The 19828-nt window shown below is 70.4% G+C and carries 19 protein-coding genes and 3 pseudogenes; 13 read left to right on the plus strand and 9 right to left on the minus strand.

The features are described 5' to 3' along the window. Positions 1-73 precede the first annotated feature (73 nt). From AC3ETA_RS36220 to AC3ETA_RS36235, 4 genes are all read right to left on the minus strand, one after another. Positions 74-544: a hypothetical protein gene (locus tag AC3ETA_RS36220; RefSeq protein ID WP_432197131.1), complete on the minus strand. Its 471-nt coding sequence runs from the start codon at positions 542-544 to the stop codon at positions 74-76. 149 nt (positions 545-693) lie between these two features. Beyond that, positions 694-954 carry a hypothetical protein gene (locus AC3ETA_RS36225; RefSeq protein WP_432197132.1) on the minus strand — a complete coding sequence of 87 codons (261 nt, stop codon included), beginning with the start codon at positions 952-954 and terminating at the stop codon, positions 694-696. Positions 955-989: 35 nt separating this feature from the next. Further along, positions 990-2384: a sensor histidine kinase gene (locus tag AC3ETA_RS36230; RefSeq protein ID WP_432197133.1), complete on the minus strand. Its 1395-nt coding sequence runs from the start codon at positions 2382-2384 to the stop codon at positions 990-992. Beyond that, positions 2381-3067, minus strand: a complete 687-nt coding sequence (locus tag AC3ETA_RS36235) for a response regulator transcription factor (protein WP_432197134.1) — start codon at positions 3065-3067, stop codon at positions 2381-2383. Before AC3ETA_RS36235 ends, AC3ETA_RS36230 begins: the two co-directional genes overlap by 4 nt. A gap of 157 nt (positions 3068-3224) precedes the next feature. Between AC3ETA_RS36235 and AC3ETA_RS36240 the strand changes: the two genes are divergently transcribed. From AC3ETA_RS36240 to AC3ETA_RS36250, 3 genes are all read left to right on the plus strand, one after another. Next, positions 3225-3746 (plus strand): hypothetical protein, encoded by a 522-nt coding sequence (locus AC3ETA_RS36240; protein WP_432197135.1) that lies wholly within the window; start codon positions 3225-3227, stop codon positions 3744-3746. A gap of 78 nt (positions 3747-3824) precedes the next feature. Next, positions 3825-6098, plus strand: coding sequence for an MMPL family transporter (locus tag AC3ETA_RS36245; protein WP_432197172.1), 2274 nt, complete (start codon positions 3825-3827; stop codon positions 6096-6098). After that, complete coding sequence (locus tag AC3ETA_RS36250; protein WP_432197136.1) at positions 6095-6808, plus strand: LmeA family phospholipid-binding protein; 714 nt, start codon at positions 6095-6097, stop codon at positions 6806-6808. Before AC3ETA_RS36245 ends, AC3ETA_RS36250 begins: the two co-directional genes overlap by 4 nt. Before the next feature lie 566 nt (positions 6809-7374). Here AC3ETA_RS36250 and AC3ETA_RS36255 read toward each other — a convergent pair. Then, positions 7375-7785: a hypothetical protein gene (locus AC3ETA_RS36255; RefSeq protein WP_432197137.1), complete on the minus strand. Its 411-nt coding sequence runs from the start codon at positions 7783-7785 to the stop codon at positions 7375-7377. A 27-nt stretch (positions 7786-7812) separates the two neighbouring features. Between AC3ETA_RS36255 and AC3ETA_RS36260 the strand changes: the two are divergent. The 7 genes and pseudogenes from AC3ETA_RS36260 to AC3ETA_RS36290 form a co-directional block, all read left to right on the plus strand. Further along, a pseudogene (locus tag AC3ETA_RS36260) lies at positions 7813-8037 on the plus strand (hopanoid C-3 methylase HpnR); the annotation flags it as partial. 229 nt (positions 8038-8266) lie between these two features. Continuing rightward, a complete protein-coding gene (locus tag AC3ETA_RS36265; protein WP_432197138.1) occupies positions 8267-8542 on the plus strand; it encodes a hypothetical protein in 276 nt (91 codons plus the stop codon). A 462-nt stretch (positions 8543-9004) separates the two neighbouring features. Beyond that, complete coding sequence (locus AC3ETA_RS36270) at positions 9005-10645, plus strand: LuxR C-terminal-related transcriptional regulator (protein WP_432197139.1); 1641 nt, start codon at positions 9005-9007, stop codon at positions 10643-10645. Between the two features lie 155 nt (positions 10646-10800). Beyond that, positions 10801-11715: an alpha/beta fold hydrolase gene (locus tag AC3ETA_RS36275; RefSeq protein ID WP_432197140.1), complete on the plus strand. Its 915-nt coding sequence runs from the start codon at positions 10801-10803 to the stop codon at positions 11713-11715. Next, entirely contained in the window at positions 11712-13175 is a 1464-nt protein-coding gene (locus AC3ETA_RS36280) for an FAD-binding oxidoreductase (RefSeq protein ID WP_432197141.1), read from the plus strand. The genes AC3ETA_RS36275 and AC3ETA_RS36280 overlap by 4 nt, the downstream gene beginning before the upstream one ends. A 695-nt stretch (positions 13176-13870) precedes the next feature. Next, positions 13871-14164, plus strand: coding sequence for a hypothetical protein (locus AC3ETA_RS36285; protein ID WP_432197142.1), 294 nt, complete (start codon positions 13871-13873; stop codon positions 14162-14164). Positions 14165-14315: 151 nt separating this feature from the next. Beyond that, a pseudogene (locus AC3ETA_RS36290) lies at positions 14316-14513 on the plus strand (hypothetical protein); the annotation flags it as partial. 94 nt (positions 14514-14607) lie between these two features. Here AC3ETA_RS36290 and AC3ETA_RS36295 read toward each other — a convergent pair. The 3 genes from AC3ETA_RS36295 to AC3ETA_RS36305 form a co-directional block, all read right to left on the minus strand. Continuing rightward, complete coding sequence (locus AC3ETA_RS36295; protein WP_432197143.1) at positions 14608-15489, minus strand: oxygenase MpaB family protein; 882 nt, start codon at positions 15487-15489, stop codon at positions 14608-14610. Positions 15490-15557: 68 nt separating this feature from the next. Next, positions 15558-16046 carry an MSMEG_6728 family protein gene (locus tag AC3ETA_RS36300; RefSeq protein WP_432197144.1) on the minus strand — a complete coding sequence of 163 codons (489 nt, stop codon included), beginning with the start codon at positions 16044-16046 and terminating at the stop codon, positions 15558-15560. 12 nt (positions 16047-16058) lie between these two features. Then, entirely contained in the window at positions 16059-16313 is a 255-nt protein-coding gene (locus tag AC3ETA_RS36305) for a hypervirulence associated TUDOR domain-containing protein (protein ID WP_432197145.1), read from the minus strand. Between the two features lie 511 nt (positions 16314-16824). Here AC3ETA_RS36305 and AC3ETA_RS36310 point away from each other — a divergent pair. Beyond that, a pseudogene (locus AC3ETA_RS36310) lies at positions 16825-17007 on the plus strand (acyl-CoA dehydrogenase family protein); the annotation flags it as partial. A 143-nt stretch (positions 17008-17150) separates the two neighbouring features. On the opposite strand, the gene AC3ETA_RS36315 reads toward AC3ETA_RS36310, so the two are convergent. Continuing rightward, positions 17151-18107, minus strand: a complete 957-nt coding sequence (locus AC3ETA_RS36315) for a LysR family transcriptional regulator (RefSeq protein ID WP_432197146.1) — start codon at positions 18105-18107, stop codon at positions 17151-17153. Between the two features lie 139 nt (positions 18108-18246). Here AC3ETA_RS36315 and AC3ETA_RS36320 point away from each other — a divergent pair, with 139 nt between their 5' ends. Both AC3ETA_RS36320 and AC3ETA_RS36325 read left to right on the plus strand, forming a co-directional pair. Then, complete coding sequence (locus AC3ETA_RS36320) at positions 18247-19080, plus strand: inositol monophosphatase family protein (RefSeq protein WP_432197147.1); 834 nt, start codon at positions 18247-18249, stop codon at positions 19078-19080. A 34-nt stretch (positions 19081-19114) separates the two neighbouring features. Further along, complete coding sequence (locus AC3ETA_RS36325; protein WP_432197148.1) at positions 19115-19711, plus strand: NADPH-dependent F420 reductase; 597 nt, start codon at positions 19115-19117, stop codon at positions 19709-19711. Positions 19712-19828 lie beyond the last annotated feature (117 nt).

Here is a 19828-nt window from a genome sequence, read left to right on the forward strand (position 1 = left end):
GACCTTCCGGGCGGCGCTGAGTGCCCCGGGCAGATGCAATCAGCGTTGACCCGTACATGGGTTGACGGGGCGTTCAGTGTGAGGATTGGCGCCTGCCGTTGGTTCTGCTCAGCCTGCGTATTCGCTTCGTGCGACCGTACTCGGTGAGAAGTTCGACGACATCGGTGTTCGCAGCGGTGGCGGCTTTGAGCTGAAGCCAGTCGGACGACCCGAGTAGGGCGTCCGCGCTCCAGGACTGCCTCAGTGTGACGGCACGGAAGAGCGTCCACTCTTGCAGGCGTCGTGCCAGAAACGGATGGCCGATGACGACCTCAGCCATCGAAGCGGCCCATGGTTCGTAGGCGGGTCCGTGATGGAGGTCTGTCGCCCGGCGGTCCAGGTGCCGGGTCACGGCGGACTGAGCCATCGTCTGGTCCGGGTCGGTGAGTACCTCGCTGACCAGGCCCGCCTCGTCGGCATCGGCGACCTGTTCGAGCGTGCTCCGGTGGGCGCGGAAGCGGCGGTGCTCGGCGGGTTCCGGCGGTGATGGGGCGTGGTGGTTCATGCGGTCCGCTCCTGCCGCTCGACCAGGACACCGGTCGTGAATGGTGAGCAATCATAGGCCGCGCCACCCCGCAGGTTTCGCGAGGACTGCAACGCTCCGAGCCGATCCTCCTCATCAAGGCCGGCCAAGCGGCTGTGCCGCATGCGATGTCAGGACGGGGTGCGGCCGCGCCGGGCGGCGCTCGCAGCCGGGCGTTGGAAGGTCGCCCCGTAGGTGCCTTCGGCGATTCCTCGGACCACCCGGTCGACGGCAGTTCGCCGGTCCGCGTCGTCCCTCAGCGCCAGGGCTTCGTCGAGGTCCGCGCGCAGGCGTTGCGGCATGCTTCGCGTCCCGGCTGCGGCGACACGACGCCGCAGCCCAATTCCGAACAGCCACTTCATCTTCAACCGGCTCCTCTTCCCCACGGTCATGGGCAGGAGCGTTCCCGGGCGCGGCAACGACACCGTCAGGAGTTTGTCAGGGGCGTGTAAGGAGCACCGGGGTACGACGGCAGCCGGACGGTGAACCAGGCGCCGCCTTCGGGTGCGCCTCCTCGCGCGGCGATGGTGCCGCCCAGCCGGCCCGCCAGGCGGTGGGCGATGGCCAGCCCCAGGCCGCTGCCGACGGGGCGGACGCCTCGGTAGCGGTCTGTGAGGGCGCCGCGCACGAAGGCGACCTCGATGTCGTCGGCGGTGAGCCCGGGGCCGCCGTCACGGACCTCCAGCAGGGCGCCGGGGCCGTCTGCTCGCAGGGCCAGGACGACGGGTTTGCCGGCCGGCGTGACGCGCAGCGCGTTCTCGGCGAGCCCGTCGAGGAGTTGGCGTACGCGAAAGCCGTCGGTGGTGATCAGCACAGGGTGCTCCGGGCGCTCGACGCGGAAGTCGACATCGTGCCGGGCACAGCGTGCCGACCACGCGGTGGCGGTCTCCGCCACCAGAGCGTCGAGGTCGACCTCGACGATGTCCAGGCGGAAGTCGTCAGCCTCCAGTCGCGCGAGAGCGAGCAGATCGCCGACGAAGTGTTCGAGGCGTTCGATCTCGGTGCGCAGGATGCGGCCGGCGTCGGGCACCTCCTCGCCGGTGATCACTTCGTCGGCGAGAGCCTCGGCGTATCCGAGCGCCGTGGTCAGCGGGGTGCGGATCTCGTGGGAGACGGAGAGCAGGAAGTCGCGTTGACGGTTCTCGCTGTGGGTCAACGCCGTGTCCAGGGTGTTCAGCGCACCGGCCAGTTCCGCCACCTCGGCAGGACCTTCGGCTGGAACCGTCACGCCGCGGGCGCCCTCGGACAGCCGGTGCGCGGTTCGTGCGGCCGAGACGAGCGGGCGGGCCAGGCGCCGGGCCAGCAGTGCACCGGCGAGGGCGGCGCCGGCCAGACCCAGGATCAGGGGCAGTGCGAGACTGCCGCGCATGCGGTCGGTGGCCTGGTCGACTGCGCTCATCGGCTGGGTGAGCACGAGCCCGCCCCCGGTGGGGGTCGGAGCGCCCTCCACGAGGACCTCGTCGCCGTCGAGGCGAGCGGTCGTGGACACCCTCTCCCCGGAGAGCAGCGCCTCACGGCTCGCGGCGCCGACAGCGACGGTCGCCGGACCGTCGATCTCGCCGGAAGGCCGGACGATGGCGAGCCTGATGTCATCGGGGCCCGCGATGCGTTGCTGCCGGTCGAGGATCCAGGAGGCCAGGGGAGGGGTGCGGGCGAGGACTTCGGCCTGCCGGGAGAGCTGGTCACGTTCCTGCGCCTCGGCGTTGACGCGGATCACTCGCCAGGCGAACAGGCCGGTCAGCAGTACGGCGACCGCGGCCACGGCGCTGGTGAGCAGGACGATGCTCCTGGTCAGCGAGCCGCGGCCGTCCACGGGGCTCATCGGCCGGTGTCGGAGACGCTGTAGCCGACCCCGCGGACGGTGCGCAGAGGGCTGGCGTCACCGAGCTTGGCGCGCAGCTGGGAGACGTAGACGTCCATCACGCGCGTGTCGCGGTAGCCGGCGTACCCCCAGACCTGGGCGAGCAGTTGCTCGCGGGTGAACACCTGGCCGGGATGGTGCATCAGGAAGGCGAGCAGGTTGAACTCCGTGGTCGTCAGCTCCACTGGCCGGTCGTCGACGTGCAGGGTACGGCGGCCGGTGTCGAGTGTGAGGCGGCCGATCCTGCGCACCGGGTCGTGCCGCGGGCCGGCGGCACGTCGCAGCAGGCTCTTGACCCGGGCGACCAGCTCCTGCGGGGAGAACGGCTTCGTCAGGTAGTCGTCGCCGCCGAGTTCCAGTCCCAGAACACGGTCGGTCACCTCGTCCCGCGCGGTCACGAACAGCACGGGGGTCCAGTCGCCCTCCTGGCGCAGCCGGCGGCAGACCTCCATGCCGTCCATACCGGGCAGCGCGATGTCCAGCACGATCGCCGCCGGGCGCATACGACGGACGGCGGCCAGGGCGGCGTCACCGGTGGTCTCGACATGCACACCGAATCCCTCGCGGCTCAGATACCGGCGCTGGAGGTCGGCGATGTTCCGCTCGTCCTCCACGACCAGGACGAGCCCCTTGCTCTCCGCCATGTGCCCTCTTCTCGCAGCTCAATCCCAGATGCTAGCCATCTCCGCCCCAGGCGAGCGCCCTGACGACCGGCCCTTACACGCCCCGAACATTCGCCGAACCTCCGGCTCGCATGCCGCGGCGAGGCTGAGGCCCGAGATCGAACAAGGGGAGGACCCTGTGAACCGCATCCGCAGTGCTGTGTCCGGCCGGGCCGTGACCGCAGGACTGGCCGTCACGGCCGCCGCCGTCACCGGACTGATGTGGACGACGTCGTCGTCCGGACCCGCGACGGCACCGACCGCCTCGGCGGTCGGCCTGGCGGACGCCGACACCGTCGGCCTCGTCGCCGGCGGCCCGCGGCCCGTGCCCGGCCGCCTGTCGGAGGATCTCCGTGCCGATCTGCGCAAGCTGCGCGCCCTGGATCCCGCATCGCGCCAGGAGGCGGCGGCGAGGATCTGGCAGGACGCACTGGACGGCCACTACGGCACCCGGGTCCAGCTCCGGGCCGAGGAGGCGCAGCGGCGTTTCCAGGCGCTGCCCGCACAGCTCCAGGACGACATCAAGGAACTGCGGGAGGTCAGCGGGGAGGAGCGGACCGAGCAGCGGACGGAGATCCGCGACAAGGCGCTTTCCGGCGACTACGGCCGGCAGGTGCAGCGCTGGGCGGAGCGGCGCGCCGACTTCTGGCAGCAGGACTGAGTCGAACCACGCATGACTCCTGCTCACCGCATCGCCGACCCCGCCCTGCCCGACGAGGGCCCGACCAGGAACGACAGTATGACCAACGCCCCCGAAACGTCTCAGGAACCCGACCACCGCGAAGCACCCGCAGGTGCCGGCCGACTGCACCGGCTCGGCCGCTGGTGCGCCCGACGGCCGTGGTGGGTGATCACCGCCTGGCTGCTGGTCCTGCTGACCGCCCTCGGCGCCGACCGAGCCTGGGGCGGGACCTACGACGACGACTTCGCCCTTCCCGGATCCGCCGTACAGACCGGAATCGACCTGCTCGACGCCCACGGATCCGACCAAGTGCGCGGCACGGCCTCCCAGATCGTGCTGCACACGGACACCGGGTCCCTCGACGCGCACCGGGACGCCGTCGGGACCGCGGTGACCGAGCTGAAGGAGCTGCCCGAGGTGGTCTCGGTGGCCGATCCCCTGAGCACACCGGGCGCGGTCTCCACCGACGGCACCACCGGCATCTTGACCGTCCGCTTCAGCGAGAACCCGGCTCGCTTCGAAACCTCCTACCTGGACGGCGTCGACGACGCCGTGCACGGCCTGCGAGCGGGCGGCGTGGACGTCGAATACGGCGGACCACTGGGCCAGTTGGCCCGCCCGAAGGCCGAGGACCGGCTGTCCGAAGCGATCGGACTCGCCACCGCCGTGGTTGTGCTGCTGGCCGGCTTCGGCAGTCTTGCCGCCGCCGGGCTGCCGTTGCTGACGGCAGTCGTCGGACTTCTGTCGGGGATGGCGCTGCTCGGACTCCTGGCCGCGACGTTCACCTTCGGCAACGCGGCTCCCACACTGGCCACGATGATGGGCCTGGGCGTCGGCATCGACTACGCGCTCTTCCTGATCACTCGTCACCGCCGACTGCTGCACGACGTCGACGACCCCGCCGAGGCTGCGGGGCGGGCGATGGCCACCAGCGGTCGTGCGGTGATCGTCGCGGCGGCCACGGTCGCCCTCGCCCTCGGTGGGCTGTACGCATCGGGCGTGACGTTCATCGGCACCCTGGGCGTCGCCGCCGGCCTGACTGTCCTGGTCGCCGCCGCTGCCGCGCTCACCCTGGCCCCGGCACTCCTGGGCGTCACCGGCCGCCGCATCGACCGCTGGCGGGTGCGCCCCCCGGTCGACGAACCCAGCGGCACGGCTGACACCTGGCACCGCTGGGCCGCCACGGTGGGCCGCCGGCCATGGTTCTTCCTCGCCGTCGGCAGTCTGGTCCTGGCCGTGCTCGCCATCCCCGCCGCCTCCATGCGCCTGGGGCACGTCGACAGCGGCGCCAACCCCAAGGACTACACCGACCGTCGCGCCCACGACCTGATCGCGGACGGCTTCGGACCGGGCACCAACGGTCAGTTCACGATCGTGGCAGACCTCGGCGACACCCGCACCGACCCCGCCGCACTCTCCGGGCCGCTGCACGACGCACTGGCGGCGACTCCCGGGACCGCCCACGTCACCACGCCTGTCACCAGCGACGACGGCGCCCTGCTCATCGCCACCGTGACACCCGACACCGGCCCCCAGGAGAAGGCCACCTCGGACCTCATGCACCGCCTGGAGAACGACACGCTCCCCGACGCACTTTCCGACTCGGGCGCGCGGGGCTATGTCACCGGCGTCACCGCGGCCCAACTGGCCTTCCGGGACGTGGTCGTGGACCGTCTGCCGGTCATCGTCACGGTCGTCGTGGCGGCGTCCTTCCTGCTCCTGCTCACGGTCTTCCGCAGCCTCCTCGTGGCCCTCAAGGCGGCCCTGCTGAACCTGCTGTCCATCGCCGCCGCGTACGGCGTCGTCGTCGCGGTCTTCCAATGGGGCTGGGGCGGCAGCCTGTTCGGTGTCGACGAGCCTGTACCGGTGGAGTCGTACGTGCCGATGATGATGTTCGCGATCGTCTTCGGGCTGTCCATGGACTACGAGGTCTTCCTGCTCTCACGCATCCGTGAGGCGTGGCTGCACACGAAGGACAACCACCTCAGCGTGGCCACCGGACTGGCCGGCACCGCCCGTGTCATCACCTGCGCCGCCCTGATCATGACCAGCGTCTTCCTGGCGTTCCTGCTCTCCAGCAACGTGGTCATCAAGATGCTCGCCCTCGGCCTGGGCGTCAGCGTCGTCATCGACGCCACCGTCGTCAGGCTCATCCTGGTCCCCTCCACCATGTACCTGCTCGGGCGCGCCAACTGGTGGCTGCCGCAGTGGTTGGACCGGCTCCTGCCACACCTGGATCCTGAAGGCCCGACGCAGACTGCCGCCCCGTCCCCACAGGCGGACGCGGACGCAATGGTCCCTTCCCGTTCCGCTTCGGGGGACCGCCGATGATCCGCGCCGTGTTCCGGCGGCACCGCGCCGCAGCGCTCACGTCCGCAGCCCTCGCGGTGGTCCTGCTCACCGCCACCGCCGCCGAACTCGTTGCTCGAACCCTGCTGCACAGCCGTCTGGCCGCCGTCGCCGACACCGCCCTCGGCAAGGGAACCGCCGTCGACATCGAGGGCGGTCCGGCGTTGCTCGCCCTGTTCGACCGGCAGATCGACGCCGTGACCATCAGCAACGACCACGCCGTCCTCGGCCGGATTCCCGGTGTCTCCGTCCATGCCCGCCTGGAGGACCTACGGCTGACCGCCGACCGCTCCGGCACCGTCGCCCGCACTCACGCCGACGTCACGGTGCCCGCCGCCTCGCTGCAACGCATGGCCGACACGTCCGACGGCCGGCTCCCCGTCACCGCCGTACATCTGGACGACCAGGCGGACACGGTGACCCTCGATCTCGGCCAGGGGGGCCTCGGGCAGGCCACCATCCAGCCCCGACTCCAGGACGGACGAGTCTCCCTGCACCTGGCCGACGTCGAGATACTGGGCAGCCCCGCGCCACCCCGGCTCATGGACCGGATCCAGGACAGGCTGACAAGCCGGAACGGTGCGGACTATCCCCTGGGACTGAAGGCCAGCACACTCGACGTCACCGCCGAAGGACTGGCCGTCGGCCTGGACGCGGGCCCGACCCGGCTGCCGGGAAAGGCGAGAGCGTGATGCCGGTCAAGTGGGACGAGCATGGCCTCGCCCGGGGCCACTTGCTCGAAGAGACCCGACCGGCGCGGGTTCCCGTGCTCGCCGTTGTCTGTCGAGCGGCTGAGTGCGTTCGGTGTCGTCCCCTTCTCGCCCGTCGCGTTGCGGGAACTCGTCCTTGCGTTGGTGCTGGTGCAGTCCGTCGTCTCGCGATGGTGGCTGTCTTGCGCTCTCGGAGCGGGTTTGCGAGTGGTGTCGTACCTTCCAGCGCTGGAGGAGCCGAACTTACGGTCAAAAGGATAAATATATGAGTGTGTGGGCGGTCAGTTCTCGTCGGCGGGGAGGGCTTGCTGGTCGGCGAGGGCGAGGGCGAGGGCGAGGGCGAGGGCGATGGCCAGGGCTCCGGCGGCCGTCGGGTGGAGCGGGGCACGGTCCGCCGGCCCTTGGACGTACGGCTGGGCACTGCACGGCCGGTGCCCTTCGAAGTTCTAGCAGCGCTTGCCGCGCCTGCTGGGCATGACCACCGTGGCTCTCTCGACCGTGCCTGTGCCAGGGCGATGCCTGGCAGGCGTCGGGCATGCCCCCAGGGCTCAGTCGCCGACGGTTCCGGCGTCGATGCGCCGGCCGCGCTGGGTGTCCACGACGATGGGGATGCCGTTCGGGATCCGGCCCTCCAGCCGGTCGAGCAGGGACTGTACCGGCGGGAGGTCTTCGGGGGAGCGGACGTGGATCTGCATGGTGCGCGATGCCGCCTGGACACTGGTGACGGATGCGCCGGGCGACTGGGCGAGCCACTGTTCGGCGGCGTCCTTGGTCCGGCTGGTCCAGACGTCGATCAGCAGCGTCAGTGCGGTGTTGGCCGTGAGGGGCACGAACACGACGACGAACAGCAGGCCCAGGGCGGCGTAGGCCCTGCGCGCGGGCCGCCCAGTGGCCTGGTCGTGCTGGGCGTCGTAGCTGTCGCCCAGGCAGAGACATCCTGATGACCTGGGGGTTTCCATCCATTCTCGAAGCGGCGAGTTCTTCCGGTCCTGGGTGCCAACCTCGCCCGCGGGCAGACCAACTTCGCCCGCATGCTGTGGAAATTCAACCGCGTCTACAACCCGGCGCGGCGGATCGCCGACCACCGCCGCCCGGTCCGCTACCACCTGCCACTGCCGCAGCACCTGGACGTCGGCGACCGCCACAAGCTGTACGTCCACACCCGCCGGTCGGCCCGAGGCGACGCCGGACAGGCCGGGCAGAGGGAATAGGTTCGCTCCCCTGCGGCCCTCCCGCAGCCACCAGCCGGTCACGGGTCTTCCCCCGAAGCCTGCCACGGGCAACGCCGAAGCCAGCGTCCCGGGCCTCGGCCGCAGACCGGTTTAGCCCCGGGCGGGCGGGCTACTCGTCGGAACAGCCGTAGGGACACTGCCTTCGTCGGCTCTCCCTGACGACGGGCAGCGGTGGTCCCTGCCGATCCGGGGAAGGAAGTGCGCAGCCATGGGCAAGACCCCGGATCGAGATCGAGAACCGGTGGGGCGAGCGCGCTCCGGGATGATCGGCCGCCGTTTCCCTCGTACCGGCACCGAACCGGTCACCGCGCAAAGCTCACTCGGACTGCGCTTGCTCCTGGCCGGTATCTTCGTGCCGGTCTTCATCGCTGCCGCATACTCTTCGGCGTGGGGGCGGCGAACTCTGATCCTGGTGACAGCCTTGGACAAGGCCCGCTCATCGTCATCGCCGTCGCGTGCGGGATTCTTGCTCTTCTGGCGGTGACCGACCTCGTGGTCGTGCTGCGACGGCTGCGGCGTGAGCGAGGCACCCCTCCCGCCACACGGTGAAACGCGTGTCCCCGAAGGCGTCGGGAGACCCCCGAGGGCACCGAACTCGGCTTCGGACCACCGGCCCGGGACACTGCGAGCGCGTACGCACTGGCCGAAGTGGGTGAGCCGCGGCTCGACAGTGTGGCTGGTGGGGGGGCCGATCTTTGGCGGGCCCTGGGAATCATCATCCGGGTGGCCATCGGCGAGGCCTCTCGCCGTGACAGTCACGTACAGCTGGCGCCCTTGGTGCTGCCGGTGCCTGGTCCTGGTCCTGGTCCTGGTGGGGCAGGTGTGGACCAGGTCACCCTCTTCCTTGCCGCCTCTACGCGTTCAGGCTGTGCACGGTCGGACTCGGGCGCAGCCCGCGGGCGCCGAGTACGCTGCCCACAGGGGCTCGTCTCGCGCGGGAGTGCTCATGGCAGCCGTCGATCCGCTTACGCAGGGGCGCGAGTCGTACCTGCGGCTGGCGTGGCGGGACGCGTACGACCAGATGCGGGCCGCCGACCGGCAGGGCCTGCTGGAACCCGATGACCTCGATCGGATGGCGCGGGCGGCGTACCTGATCGGAACCCTCGACGCGGCGGTCGAGAGCTGGGAGCGGGCCCATCACGCGTTCCTGGACCGTGGGGACGTGGCGCCGGCCGTACGGAGTGCGTTCTGGATCGGCATCATCCTCGTCCTGCACGGTGAGCAGGCCCGCGGCGGCGGATGGCTCGCACGGGCGGGGCACCTCCTCGATGACGCCGCCCCGGACTGCACCGAGCAGGGGTACCTGCGCATCCCCGGGGCGCTGCAGGCTCTGCATGGCGGTGATCCCGAGTCTGCGCGCCGTTCGTTCGTGGAGATCACCAGGATCGCCGACCGGTTCGACGACGCCGACCTTCGGGCGTTCGGGAGGCTGGGGCAGGGGCAGGCGCTTCTCGCGCGGGGGCGGGTGGTCCAAGGCGTCTCCCTGCTGGACGAGGCGATGGTGGCGGTGACCACAGGAGAGGTCTCGCCGGTCGCTGCCGGGATCGTCTACTGCGCCGTGATCCTCGCCTGCCGCGGAATCTTCGACCTTGGTCGCGTGCAGGAGTGGACGACGGCGTTGAGCCGCTGGTGCGCCGTGCAGCAGAGCCTCAAGCCCTACCGGGGCCAGTGCCTGGTGCACCGCTCGGAGATCATGCAATTGCGCGGCGAGTGGGCCGAGGCGATGAACGAGGCGCAGCTGGCGTGCGAGCATCTGGCCGCCCCGCCTGGTGACCCGGCGATGGGCATGGCGCTGTACCAGCGTGCTGAACTCTTCCGTCTGCGCGGCGAGTTCTCCCGGGCCGAAACCTGTTACCGCGAGGCCCTGGACAAGGGGCACCCGGCGCAGCCGGGCCTGGCCCTGCTCCGGCTGGCGCAGGGCCGCCGCGATGACGCCGCCGCCGCGATCCGGCGGGCGCTCGCCGAGACCGAGGGGGCGGCACAGGAGCGGCCCAGGGTGCTGGCCGGCTCCGTGGAGATCGAGCTCGCCGCCGGTGACGTGGAGGCGGCTCAGGCCGCGGTGGACGAGCTCGGCAAGATCGCCTCCGGCTTCGACTCGCCGTATCTGCGGGCGGTGGTCGCGTACGCGCACGGGTCCGTCCTCCTGGCCGCGGGTGAGCCCGAGGCCGCCTGTGTCGCCCTGCGCCGCGCGTGGGCCGCCTGGCACGAGATCGACGCTCCGTACGAAGCGGCACGGGTACGGCTGCGGATGGCGCGCGCGTGCCGCCGGATCGGCGACCACGACACGGCCGAGATGGAGCTGGACGCCGCCCGCCGGGTCTTCGAACAACTGGGTGCGGTCCCGGCGCTGGAGGAGGCACGGCAGCTCATGGGCCGGACCTCTTTTGCGAGCCCTGGAGGTCTGACCCCTCGCGAGGTCGAGGTGCTCCGCCTGGTGGCGACCGGTGCGACCAACCGGGACATCGCAGACAGCCTTGTCATCAGCGACAAGACCGTTGCCCGGCACGTGAGCAACATGTTCACCAAGCTGGGCGTCTCCTCACGGGCCGCGGCCACCGCGTACGCCTACGAGCACGACCTCGTGTAGGACCCGGCGCCCTCTGCACAGAAATACCCACACGGCGCGCGACGGCCGAGTTGGTCGGTGGGACCGATGCGACCACCGCTCTCGGACGCGGATTCTTTCCTCGTAGGCCCTACGGCTCTCGTGGCCCTGGCAGGCCACCGGGAAAGGAGCCCGTGATGAGCACCCAGGAGAGCCCAATACGCCCGGAGCGGTCCGCTGGTCAGCAGATGCGCGGCCAGCTCCTTGCTGCGATGCCGCTGAAGGAGAGGCGGCTTCAGCTCGCCACCGTGTCCACTGCCGTTCTTGAGGGCGGTGACGGCCCGCCTGTCGTGCTGCTGCACGGCCAGGGCGAGTTCGCCGCATTGTGGATCAGGGTGATACCCGACCTGGTCACCACCCATCGGGTGATCGCGCCCGACCTGCCAGGCCACGGCGCATCGTTCGTACGCGACAACCGAATCGACACCGAAGTGGTCCTGAACTGGCTCGACGAGCTCATCGACCAGACCTGCCGGGGCAGGCCGCCTGTGGTGGTCGGCCATCTGCTCGGCGGCGCCATCGCCGCGCGGTACGCGGTGCACCACGGCGACCGCCTGGCCCACCTGATCCTGGTCGACACGCTGGGGCTCGGAATGTTCCGGCCGGCGCCCAGCTTCGCCGCGCCCATGATGGGCTTCGTTGCCCATCCCACCCCCAAGAGCCGGGACCGCCTGTTCAACAAATGCTTCGTCGACATGGACCGAGTGGGCGAGCAGACAGGCCGGCAGTGGCAGCCGCTGCTGGACTACGCCCTGGACCGCGCCCGCACCCCCAGCGTGCAGTCGGCGCTCCGCCGTATCGTCCCCAGGATCGCCATGCCCGCGATCCCCTCCGGCGATCTCAAGCGCATCGACGTCCCCACCGACCTGATCCATGGCCGTCACGCCCTCCAGGTGCGGCTGCGCACCGCGGAGGCCGCGAGCGCCCGGTACGGATGGCCGTTGCACGTGATCGAGGACTGCCGGGACGACCCGGCAGTGGAGCAGCCGAAGGACTTCCTCGACGCGCTGAGCACCGCACTGGGGGCAGCTAGGAAGGCCGAATCGGCATGAGCACGAAAATGTTCGAGGTCGCCGGGCTCGGCGGAGGGCATGTCGGCCTTACTTCGGCCCGGATCGAGCAACTCGGCACCCGGCTCGAAGGGCCCGTGCTCACGGCCGGCGACGAGGGCTGGGACGAGGCCGTCCTGGTCTGGAACGCCATGGCCGCTGCGAAGCCGTCCCTGGTCATCCAGCCGGCCACGGCGCAGGACGTGGCCACAGCCGTCCGATTCGCCGCGGACCACGGCCTGCTGCTGAGTATCAAGGGCGGGGGCCACAACATCGCCGGAACCGCACTCGCCGACGGCGGGCTCACCCTGGACATGTCCCGCATGCGTGATGTGACCGTGGACCCGACCACGCGCCTCGCGCACGTCGGCCCGGGATGCCTCCTGCGCGACGTCGACCGGGAGACCCAGCAGTACGGCCTCGCGACGGTGCTCGGGTTTGTGTCCGAGACGGGAGTCGCCGGGCTGACCCTCGGCGGCGGGTTCGGTTACCTGACACGCCGGTTCGGCTGGGCGGCCGACAATCTGGAGCAGGTGGAGATCGTCACGGCGGACGGAAGGATCCGGACCGCCGACCGGGCGCAGAACCCGGATCTGTTCTGGGCGATCCGCGGAGGTGGCGGCAACTTCGGCGTCGTCACCCGCTTCACCTTCCGGCTGCACGAGGTCGGTCCCGTCATCACCGGCGGACTGGCCGCCTGGAGCATCGACCGGGTGGACGACGTGCTCGCGACGTACCGGCACCTCACCGCGACCGCTCACCGCGAGCTGACGACCGTAGCGATCATCCGGCTCGCCCCGCCCGCGCCGTTCGTCCCGGCCGAGCTGCACCTCAAACCCGTTGCCGCGCTGCTCGCCTGCCACAGCGGTGCCAATGCCGAGGCCGACCTCGCCCCGCTGCGCGCCCTTGGAGAACCGGTCTTCAACCTGATCGGTGCCAGGCCGTACGTGGACCAGCAGTCGATGCTCGGCGCGATGGAACCCAAGGGCCTGAACCAGTACTGGAAGGCCGAGTTCCTCCCCGACCTGCCAGGACAGTACCTCCCCACCTTCCGGGACGCCGCGCTGGAGGTCGCCTCCCCCCTGTCCTTCTCCGTCATCTTCCACCTCGCAGGTGCGCTGAACGAGACGGACGGCGACGGCGGATCGGTCGGCAACCGGGAAGCCGGGTTCATCAGCGGTTTCTCCGGAGTGTGGCCTGCGCACACCGACGACGATGGGATCGTGGCCGCCGTACGCAAGGGATGGGAGAAGGTACGTCCGTTCTCGACCGGCGGGAATTACGTCAACTTCCAGCTGGCCGAGGACGATGCCACCAGAACCGCCGACGCGTACCGGGGCACCAACGAGCGCCTCTGCCAGGTCAAGGCGGACTACGACCCGGACAACGTCTTCCGCGTCAACCGCAACATCCGTCCGAGCGGACGCTCCGCTCCAAGGCAGCAAGCCACGGTGGGGCAGTAAGTTGTGCGACGGGTTGAGACGGCCCGGATGACGGACGGGCACCTCCGGGTAGAAGGCCGTCCGGGCCGGGTGCAGGGCGAGGGGGGATTCGACGTCGTCGAGGTAGGCGGGGGTCTGCGCGATGGTGTCGGGTGTGTCGGGTCGGCAGCGGTCCCGGTGGCCCGCGACCACAGCGACCGGGCGCGGGCCCTCGACGGTGTCCAGGGCCCGCAGCAGACAGAGGTGGACGTTGTCGTAGACGGCGTCGCCGGCCACCACGAGGCCCAGACCGGGCACATACAGCACGCTGGTGCGGTCGGTGCCGGTGTGGTGGGTGGACACGGATTTCAGGACGTGGCTCTCGAGGAGCAGACCCTCTTCAGCACGCCGACGTCCGGGCGGGCCGGCGCCAAGGATTCCCATGCCTGCTCAGTGTCTGGTGGCGGCCCCGCAGTTGCGAGTTGACGAATGGAGGTCGGCAACGTCCATGAAACCGTCCCTCCCGCAAGTCCCTGGTCACCTGGAGGAGACGTGGAGGGCGATGCCGGAAGGTAGTTGCCGAGTGAATGAAATCCGGCCGTTCGCCTGATAGCGCTTGTCAGAGAACAGCACCCTCGGTGTGTCCCTGAGGAATGATGGGAGATTTCCTATTTTAATCCTCCGTGATCGTATGAAGTCGATCTCTCAGTGATCGCCTCGTTCTCATCGGAGATGACATGCACAAGCTTCGCAATGCTGCCTTCATGGCCGTCGCCCTGGGCGGCGTCGGACTCCTGAGCGCCGGCACCGCCACCGCGCAGGGCCTCGACGGCCACGGCGACAAGGGTGGAAACAGCTACAGCGTTCTGCAGAGCAGCAACTGCAAGTCCCACGACCTGAACCTCGACATCCTCGGCCAGGTCGGCCTGCTCAACGGGCTGCTGGGCGGGGCGCTCAACGGCGAAGGTGACGCCGGCGCGCAGAAGACGCACCTGGGCTCGACCATGGGCTGCAACAACAGCGCCTTCTAAGGCCTGCCGGAAAACAGCTGTCGGTTCTGGGCCCAGCCCGCGCGGGAACTGGGAAGCTCGCCCTGATCTCGCGTCTGCGCGGGCCGGGCCCAACCGACGGGCATTTGCGGTCGTTGCGGTCCCCGTAGGGGATCTTGAGAGCTGATGAACTCTGGGAGCCGGTCGCCCGGTTGCTGCCGTTGTTCGTTGCTCGTCTGCGAGGTGGGGGGCCACTCCGTGTGGCGAGCGGGCTGTGCTCACGGCAGTGGCGTACGCGCCGGCCAGCGGCTGTGCCTGGCGGCATCTGCGGCCGACGTTCGGCACGTCGCCCGCGACTGCGCATCGCAGTTTCACGGTATGGACCGAGGCCGGCCTGTGGCGTGGTTGTCAGTGCATGCCCCGCATGCCCCGCATGCCCGGTCTGCCTGCGGATAAGTTGCCCGTTCGGGGGCAACCGGTCGTCGTCAGGGGCGGAGCCTGGGCGTTCGCGTCGGGTGGGACTCGCGTGGCGGGGCCATGGCCCAGCGGATGGTCCGGGTCAGCGCCTGGCCCGTGGGGCGTACGGCGAGGTCCTCGACGAGGGGGACCCGGGGCAGCCAGAGCATGCCGCGTGCCCAGGGCGGGAGGAGAGCTACGGCGTTCGCGGCCAGTGCGCCGTAGAACGGCCGTACCGCCAGCGGCAGGGGAGGCTGGAACAGCAGGAAGCGAGCGGCTGCGCGGGCCTGGGATGTGGCCCGTAGCTCGGGGCGGAAGGCGTTCAGCCGTTCGGCGAGCCGGCGGCGGTCTCGCGGTGGGTCGGTGACCCCCAGCGCTTCGGCGACGCGTGCGGTGTCGGCGACGTAGGCGTCGTAGCCGGCAGCGTCCAGGGGATGAGCTCCGTAGCGTTCGTGGGCGCGCAGGAAGCTGTCCGTCTCGGCGACGTGGACCCAGGCGAGGAGGTGCGGATCGGCCGCGTGGTAAGGGGTGCCGTCGGCGGTTGTCCCGCGGATGCGTTGATGCATGGCCTTGACGTGGTCCACCGCGCGCTGAGCGTCCTCGACGGTACCGAAGGTGGTCACGGCCAGGAAGGTGCTGGTGCGCTGGAGGCGGCCCCAGGGGTCGCCGCGGTAGCCGGAGTGGCCCGCCACCGCCGCCATGGCCAGCGGATGCAGGGACTGCAGCAGCAGTGCGCTCAGTCCGCCGATGAACATGGAGGCGTCGCCGTGGACGGTGCGGATCGGGCGGTCGGGTCCGAACCAGCGTGGGCCGGGGGTGTGGTGGATGCGGGCGCGGGTCGCCGGCCCGTCGGGGCCCGCGACCCGGTGGAACAGGGCTTGGCCCAGATGTTCACGCACTCCGGTGATCATGGCTGCCCTCCCCTCTGCTGCTGTCCAGTGTCCGCGATGTCGGCCGGGTTCCGGGCTTGCCGGCAGTTTCAGGTGCCGGTGGGCGCGTGGTGTGGTTCGCGGTCGGAGGCCGGCCACACGTAGGGCAGGTCGTCGGGGACACCGGGGAACAGAGGGGCGTACACGTCGTGGTCCTTGCGGACCAGTGCCGAGCGGTGGCTCTCGTGGAAGGGTTCCTCGTCGAGCCAGGGCGGCAGCTCGCCGGCGGCCGCCAACTCCCGCTGGTCGCGGACCGCGGTGCCCGGCTGGTGCGCGGCGAAGTCTGCGACCAGGGTGGCCGCGCAACTGTCCTGGTGTCCCTGATCCCGCCAGACTCGGCAGATCTCCAGGCCGTACCGTACGAGTGCCTCCTCGTACCCGGTCCACATCCGTACCGCCGGGTGCCGGCGCCACCCGTAGCCAGGGACGGTCAGTCCGCGCAGGACCTGAAGCGCCTCGACGCGCTGCTTGCCCAGTCGGCGCCGGTCGAGGAGGAGAGCGGTCTGCCGGAAGTCGGGGTGCGGCAGGAACGTCTGCATCGGTCACCCCGCTCACTTCTTGTGCAGCGCGGACGGTTTGTGGACCGCCGGCCTGCCGGAGCGGTCGCTGCGTACTTCGTACCGCGGATCGTCGGGGGAGGCGTCGACGGTGCGGCCCGCGGCCTCGGTGCGGCGGGTGATCTTCCGCTCGACCGTGCCTTCTGTGGTGCTGCCGTGACTGTTCCAGGTGACCTGGTCACCCTGGGTGAGTCGGCGGTCCTCGCCCCGGCCGCTCGTTTCCCTTGCCTTCCTCGTCCGCTTCGCCATGGTGATCGCTCCCTTCCTCGGTGTCGGTGGCTCCAGCGCTTGCGCGCGGACGCCGTCGGCTCGGGCGACGCCCCTGTCAGTCACTTCCTTGCGGAGGCGTTGTTCGGATGCGGTCAGCTTTGCGGTGCGGTCAGCTTTGCGGTCCGGTCCGGTCCGGTCCGGTCCGGTCCGGTGCGGTGCGGTGCGGTGCCAGGCGGGCGGCGTTGCCGCGCGGTGTGTCTCGGAAGGCGACAGCACCCACTCCCGGCTCAGGCATTGCGCGGCAGAAGCAAGGTTCTGGTCAAGACGCGGGAATTCATGCGGAACCAGGTCGCGCCGCTGGTGGCCGAATCAGGTCGCGGCGCTGGTGGCCGAGCACTGGGCTGAGGGCCTCTTCCCGAAGGAGCTGATCGGCAGGTTCCAGGAGAGCTGATCGGTAGGTTCCGGGAGAGCGGATCGGTAGGGCTGCCGTACGAGGGCTACGGCGACCACGGCCCGGCCGCCGGCCACCTGCTGACCGGGATGATGGCGATCGAGCATGCGGGAAGTCGTGGCCCGGGCGCGGGAAATCTTCGGAGGCAATGGCAACGTTCTGGACTACGACGTCGCACGCTTCTTCTCAGACGCGGAAGCGATCTGCTCCTTCGAGGGAACCAGGAAGATGAACACACTGATCGTCGGCAACGCGATCACTGGGGAGAGTGCGTTCGTCTGACGGGCGTGAGCACCGCCTGCCGCCGTCTCGCCTCAGCGCGGGCGGCGTGTGGTGGGCCAGGCGCGTGGCCTACGGGTGGCGGTGACGGGACCGCCCGTCCGATGCGCGCGCCTGGGTATCGACAGCGTCACGGCCGTCGCCGTCTACGTCGTCGACCTCGCCGGGCCGGCCGGCCTCGCGTCCGTCGTCCGGTCCCGTCCGTCCGCCGCGTCGGCGAGTGCCGTGCGGGCGAGATCGCGCAGCCAGATGTGGGCAGGGTCGGTGTCGTAGCGCTGATGCCAGGACAGGTACACCGGGGCCGGCGGAAGGTCGAACGGCACGGGAAGCAGGGCGAGTTCGAGCTGAGTGGCCAGTGAACGCGTGGTGGACTCCGGCGCGGTGACGAGGAGGTCGGAGCCGCGCACGAACGCGAGGGCTGCCGCTTCGGTGGGCGCGCTCGCCACCACGCGTCGCGTGAGGCCGAGCCGCGCGAGTTCGTCGTCGAGGACGTTGCTGAGGCGGCCCCGCCGCGAGACGGTGATGTGCCCAGCGGCTGCGTACCGCTCGGCGGTGAGGGACTTGACGTGGGTCAGCGGGTGGCCGTGCCGCACGACGACGACGTGCCGGGCATCGGCGACCCGGTCGGCGTGGATCTCGGGTGTGGTGGGCGGATCGGCGTTCGCGGTCAGGTCGACCTCGCCGCGTCGCAACTCAGGTGTGTCGATACTCGATTCCGCGATGAAGCGCAGTCGCACGCCTGGTGCCTGGCGGCGCACCGCAGCGAGCAGCGCAGGACCGCTGAGCGCGACGAGTGCATTGTGCCATTGGAGAGTGAAGGTGCGTTCCAGCGTCGCGAGGTCGATTTCACGGCTCGGCGCCAGCACGCCGCGTGCCTGCTGCACCAGGTCGTGCACCTGCTCCCGGACAGCGATCGCGTACGGCGTCGGAGTCATCGTGCGTCCTGTGCGGACCAGGATCTGATCACCCGTGGCACGCCGGAGCCGGCCGAGGCTGCGGCTCATCGCGGGGGCGGTGACATGCAGTCGCTCGGCTGCCCCGGCCACGCTGCCTTCCTCGAGGAGGGCGTCCAGCGCGGTGAGCAGGTTCAGATCCAATTGCATGGGAGTCATCTTAGCCGTGCTTTACATGCACTTGAAGTTAATGACATGCCCTCCTACCTTCGAGATGCGGGCGCGGAACACCTCGAAAATGCCGCCACCTCCGCAGACAAAGCCACCCCTTTCGAACGGGAGCACCGCCATGCCCAAATCGCCTCAGGAAGCCGGCACTTCGGCATTCACGGCCTCCGCCCACGACGCCGATCTGCTCGAGCCGACCGCGGCCGCCGTGCGCGCGGCGGGCTCTGCGCTGCTCGAGCGCTACGGCGACGCGGTCCGCTACGAGACGCGCGAGGAGCTGATGCGAGCGCTCGCCGCCAATGACGACGTGGCTCTCGGCATCCTCCGTCCTCGCCTCATGCAGCTGCGCCCGGACGCCCGCTGGGTGGAGGAGGAACTCGAGGGCGGCGCCCTGCCTCCCGGGGAATGGTGGGTCGTGGACGCGGCCGAAGGGAACATCAACCACTTGCACGCCCTGCCGGACTGGGCGGTGACCGCGACGCTCGTGCGGGACAACCAGCCCGTGCTCACCGCGGTCCACCTGCCACTGACCGGCGAGACATACACCGCGCTCGCCGGCCGGGGCGCCCACCTCGACGGCCGCCCTCTACGCGTGGCCCCCACCACGGACCTCGGCCTGAGCATCGTGGCCACGAGCCAGGCCAGGCCGGACGAGGACGAGGCAGTGGTGCGCCGGGTCGGCTCATCGATCACCGCGATGCTCTTCGACGCCCTCGTGGTGCGGACCTCCGTCCCCGCCACCCTCCACCTGCTGAACCTGGCGGCCGGCCGGATCGACGCCTTCTGGCAGTTCGCCGGGGCCCGCGCGGACCTGCTCCCCGGGGCCTTGCTCGTCGCGGAGGCGGGAGGGCGCCTCTCCGATGCCGAGGGCCGCCACTGGACCCCGCAGAGCGGGAGCTTCCTGGCGGCCGCGCCCGGCGTGCACGCCGAGGCCCTGGCCACGCTGTCCCGTTGACCCTCACCACCAGCACGCGAAGGACCGGATCACCATGACCAAGATCAGCATTCTGGGCAACGGCCGAGTCGGCGGCGGCCTCGCGACAGCCCTCAACCGCGCCGGGCACGACGTGACCGTGGCGGACCGTTCACCGGGCGCTGCCGCCGACGCCGCGCGGTCGGCGCACGTCGTCATCAACGCCACACCGGGCGCGGGCTCTTTGGAGCGGCTCGTGGCGCTGCGCGAAGAGCTCCGGGGCAAGATCCTCGTCGATGTCTCCAACGCCACCGTCGACGGGCCGGACGGGTTGCCCGTCGACCTCCTCCACCACGGCTCGAGCCTCGCGGAACAGCTCCAGCGTGCGTTGCCCGACACCCACGTCGTGAAGACCCTGAACACGATGCTCCACTCGGTGATGACCGCGCCCGCCACCCTGTCCCAGCCGGCCACCGTCTTCCTCTCCGGGGACGACCGGGCGGCCAAGGAGATCGTTCGAGGGCTGCTCGTCGACCTCGGCTGGCGCGAGGAATGGATCACGGATCTCGGTGGAGTGGAGACCGCACGGGCCACCGAGGCGGCCGTCCTGTTCGTGCCCCACGTGATCCGGGCTCGCGGATTCGCGCCGTTCGCGATCTCGGTCGTCAGCTGAGTCAGCAGGCACTGGCGAACCCGGCGCATCCGCCGCTCGCGCGGGGCTCCCCGGGAGCGTGGCGTCCATGGCCTAACACCGCTGCCACTGCACCAACTGGGCATGCATCTGCTGACC

Source organism: Streptomyces sp. bgisy027 (assembly GCF_057710365.1).

What these genes read in the sequence shown, in the direction of transcription:
- AC3ETA_RS36220 (WP_432197131.1), bottom strand. Translation starts at nt 544, where the DNA reads ATGAACCACCACGCCCCATCACCGCCGGAACCCGCCGAGCACCGCCGC.
- AC3ETA_RS36225 (WP_432197132.1), bottom strand. Translation starts at nt 954, where the DNA reads ATGACCGTGGGGAAGAGGAGCCGGTTGAAGATGAAGTGGCTGTTCGGA.
- AC3ETA_RS36230 (WP_432197133.1), bottom strand. Translation starts at nt 2,384, where the DNA reads ATGAGCCCCGTGGACGGCCGCGGCTCGCTGACCAGGAGCATCGTCCTG.
- AC3ETA_RS36235 (WP_432197134.1), bottom strand. Translation starts at nt 3,067, where the DNA reads ATGGCGGAGAGCAAGGGGCTCGTCCTGGTCGTGGAGGACGAGCGGAAC.
- AC3ETA_RS36245 (WP_432197172.1), top strand. Translation starts at nt 3,825, where the DNA reads ATGACCAACGCCCCCGAAACGTCTCAGGAACCCGACCACCGCGAAGCA.
- AC3ETA_RS36250 (WP_432197136.1), top strand. Translation starts at nt 6,095, where the DNA reads ATGATCCGCGCCGTGTTCCGGCGGCACCGCGCCGCAGCGCTCACGTCC.
- AC3ETA_RS36255 (WP_432197137.1), bottom strand. Translation starts at nt 7,785, where the DNA reads ATGGAAACCCCCAGGTCATCAGGATGTCTCTGCCTGGGCGACAGCTAC.
- AC3ETA_RS36265 (WP_432197138.1), top strand. Translation starts at nt 8,267, where the DNA reads ATGGGCAAGACCCCGGATCGAGATCGAGAACCGGTGGGGCGAGCGCGC.
- AC3ETA_RS36270 (WP_432197139.1), top strand. Translation starts at nt 9,005, where the DNA reads ATGGCAGCCGTCGATCCGCTTACGCAGGGGCGCGAGTCGTACCTGCGG.
- AC3ETA_RS36275 (WP_432197140.1), top strand. Translation starts at nt 10,801, where the DNA reads ATGAGCACCCAGGAGAGCCCAATACGCCCGGAGCGGTCCGCTGGTCAG.
- AC3ETA_RS36280 (WP_432197141.1), top strand. Translation starts at nt 11,712, where the DNA reads ATGAGCACGAAAATGTTCGAGGTCGCCGGGCTCGGCGGAGGGCATGTC.
- AC3ETA_RS36285 (WP_432197142.1), top strand. Translation starts at nt 13,871, where the DNA reads ATGCACAAGCTTCGCAATGCTGCCTTCATGGCCGTCGCCCTGGGCGGC.
- AC3ETA_RS36295 (WP_432197143.1), bottom strand. Translation starts at nt 15,489, where the DNA reads ATGATCACCGGAGTGCGTGAACATCTGGGCCAAGCCCTGTTCCACCGG.
- AC3ETA_RS36300 (WP_432197144.1), bottom strand. Translation starts at nt 16,046, where the DNA reads ATGCAGACGTTCCTGCCGCACCCCGACTTCCGGCAGACCGCTCTCCTC.
- AC3ETA_RS36305 (WP_432197145.1), bottom strand. Translation starts at nt 16,313, where the DNA reads ATGGCGAAGCGGACGAGGAAGGCAAGGGAAACGAGCGGCCGGGGCGAG.
- AC3ETA_RS36315 (WP_432197146.1), bottom strand. Translation starts at nt 18,107, where the DNA reads ATGCAATTGGATCTGAACCTGCTCACCGCGCTGGACGCCCTCCTCGAG.
- AC3ETA_RS36320 (WP_432197147.1), top strand. Translation starts at nt 18,247, where the DNA reads ATGCCCAAATCGCCTCAGGAAGCCGGCACTTCGGCATTCACGGCCTCC.
- AC3ETA_RS36325 (WP_432197148.1), top strand. Translation starts at nt 19,115, where the DNA reads ATGACCAAGATCAGCATTCTGGGCAACGGCCGAGTCGGCGGCGGCCTC.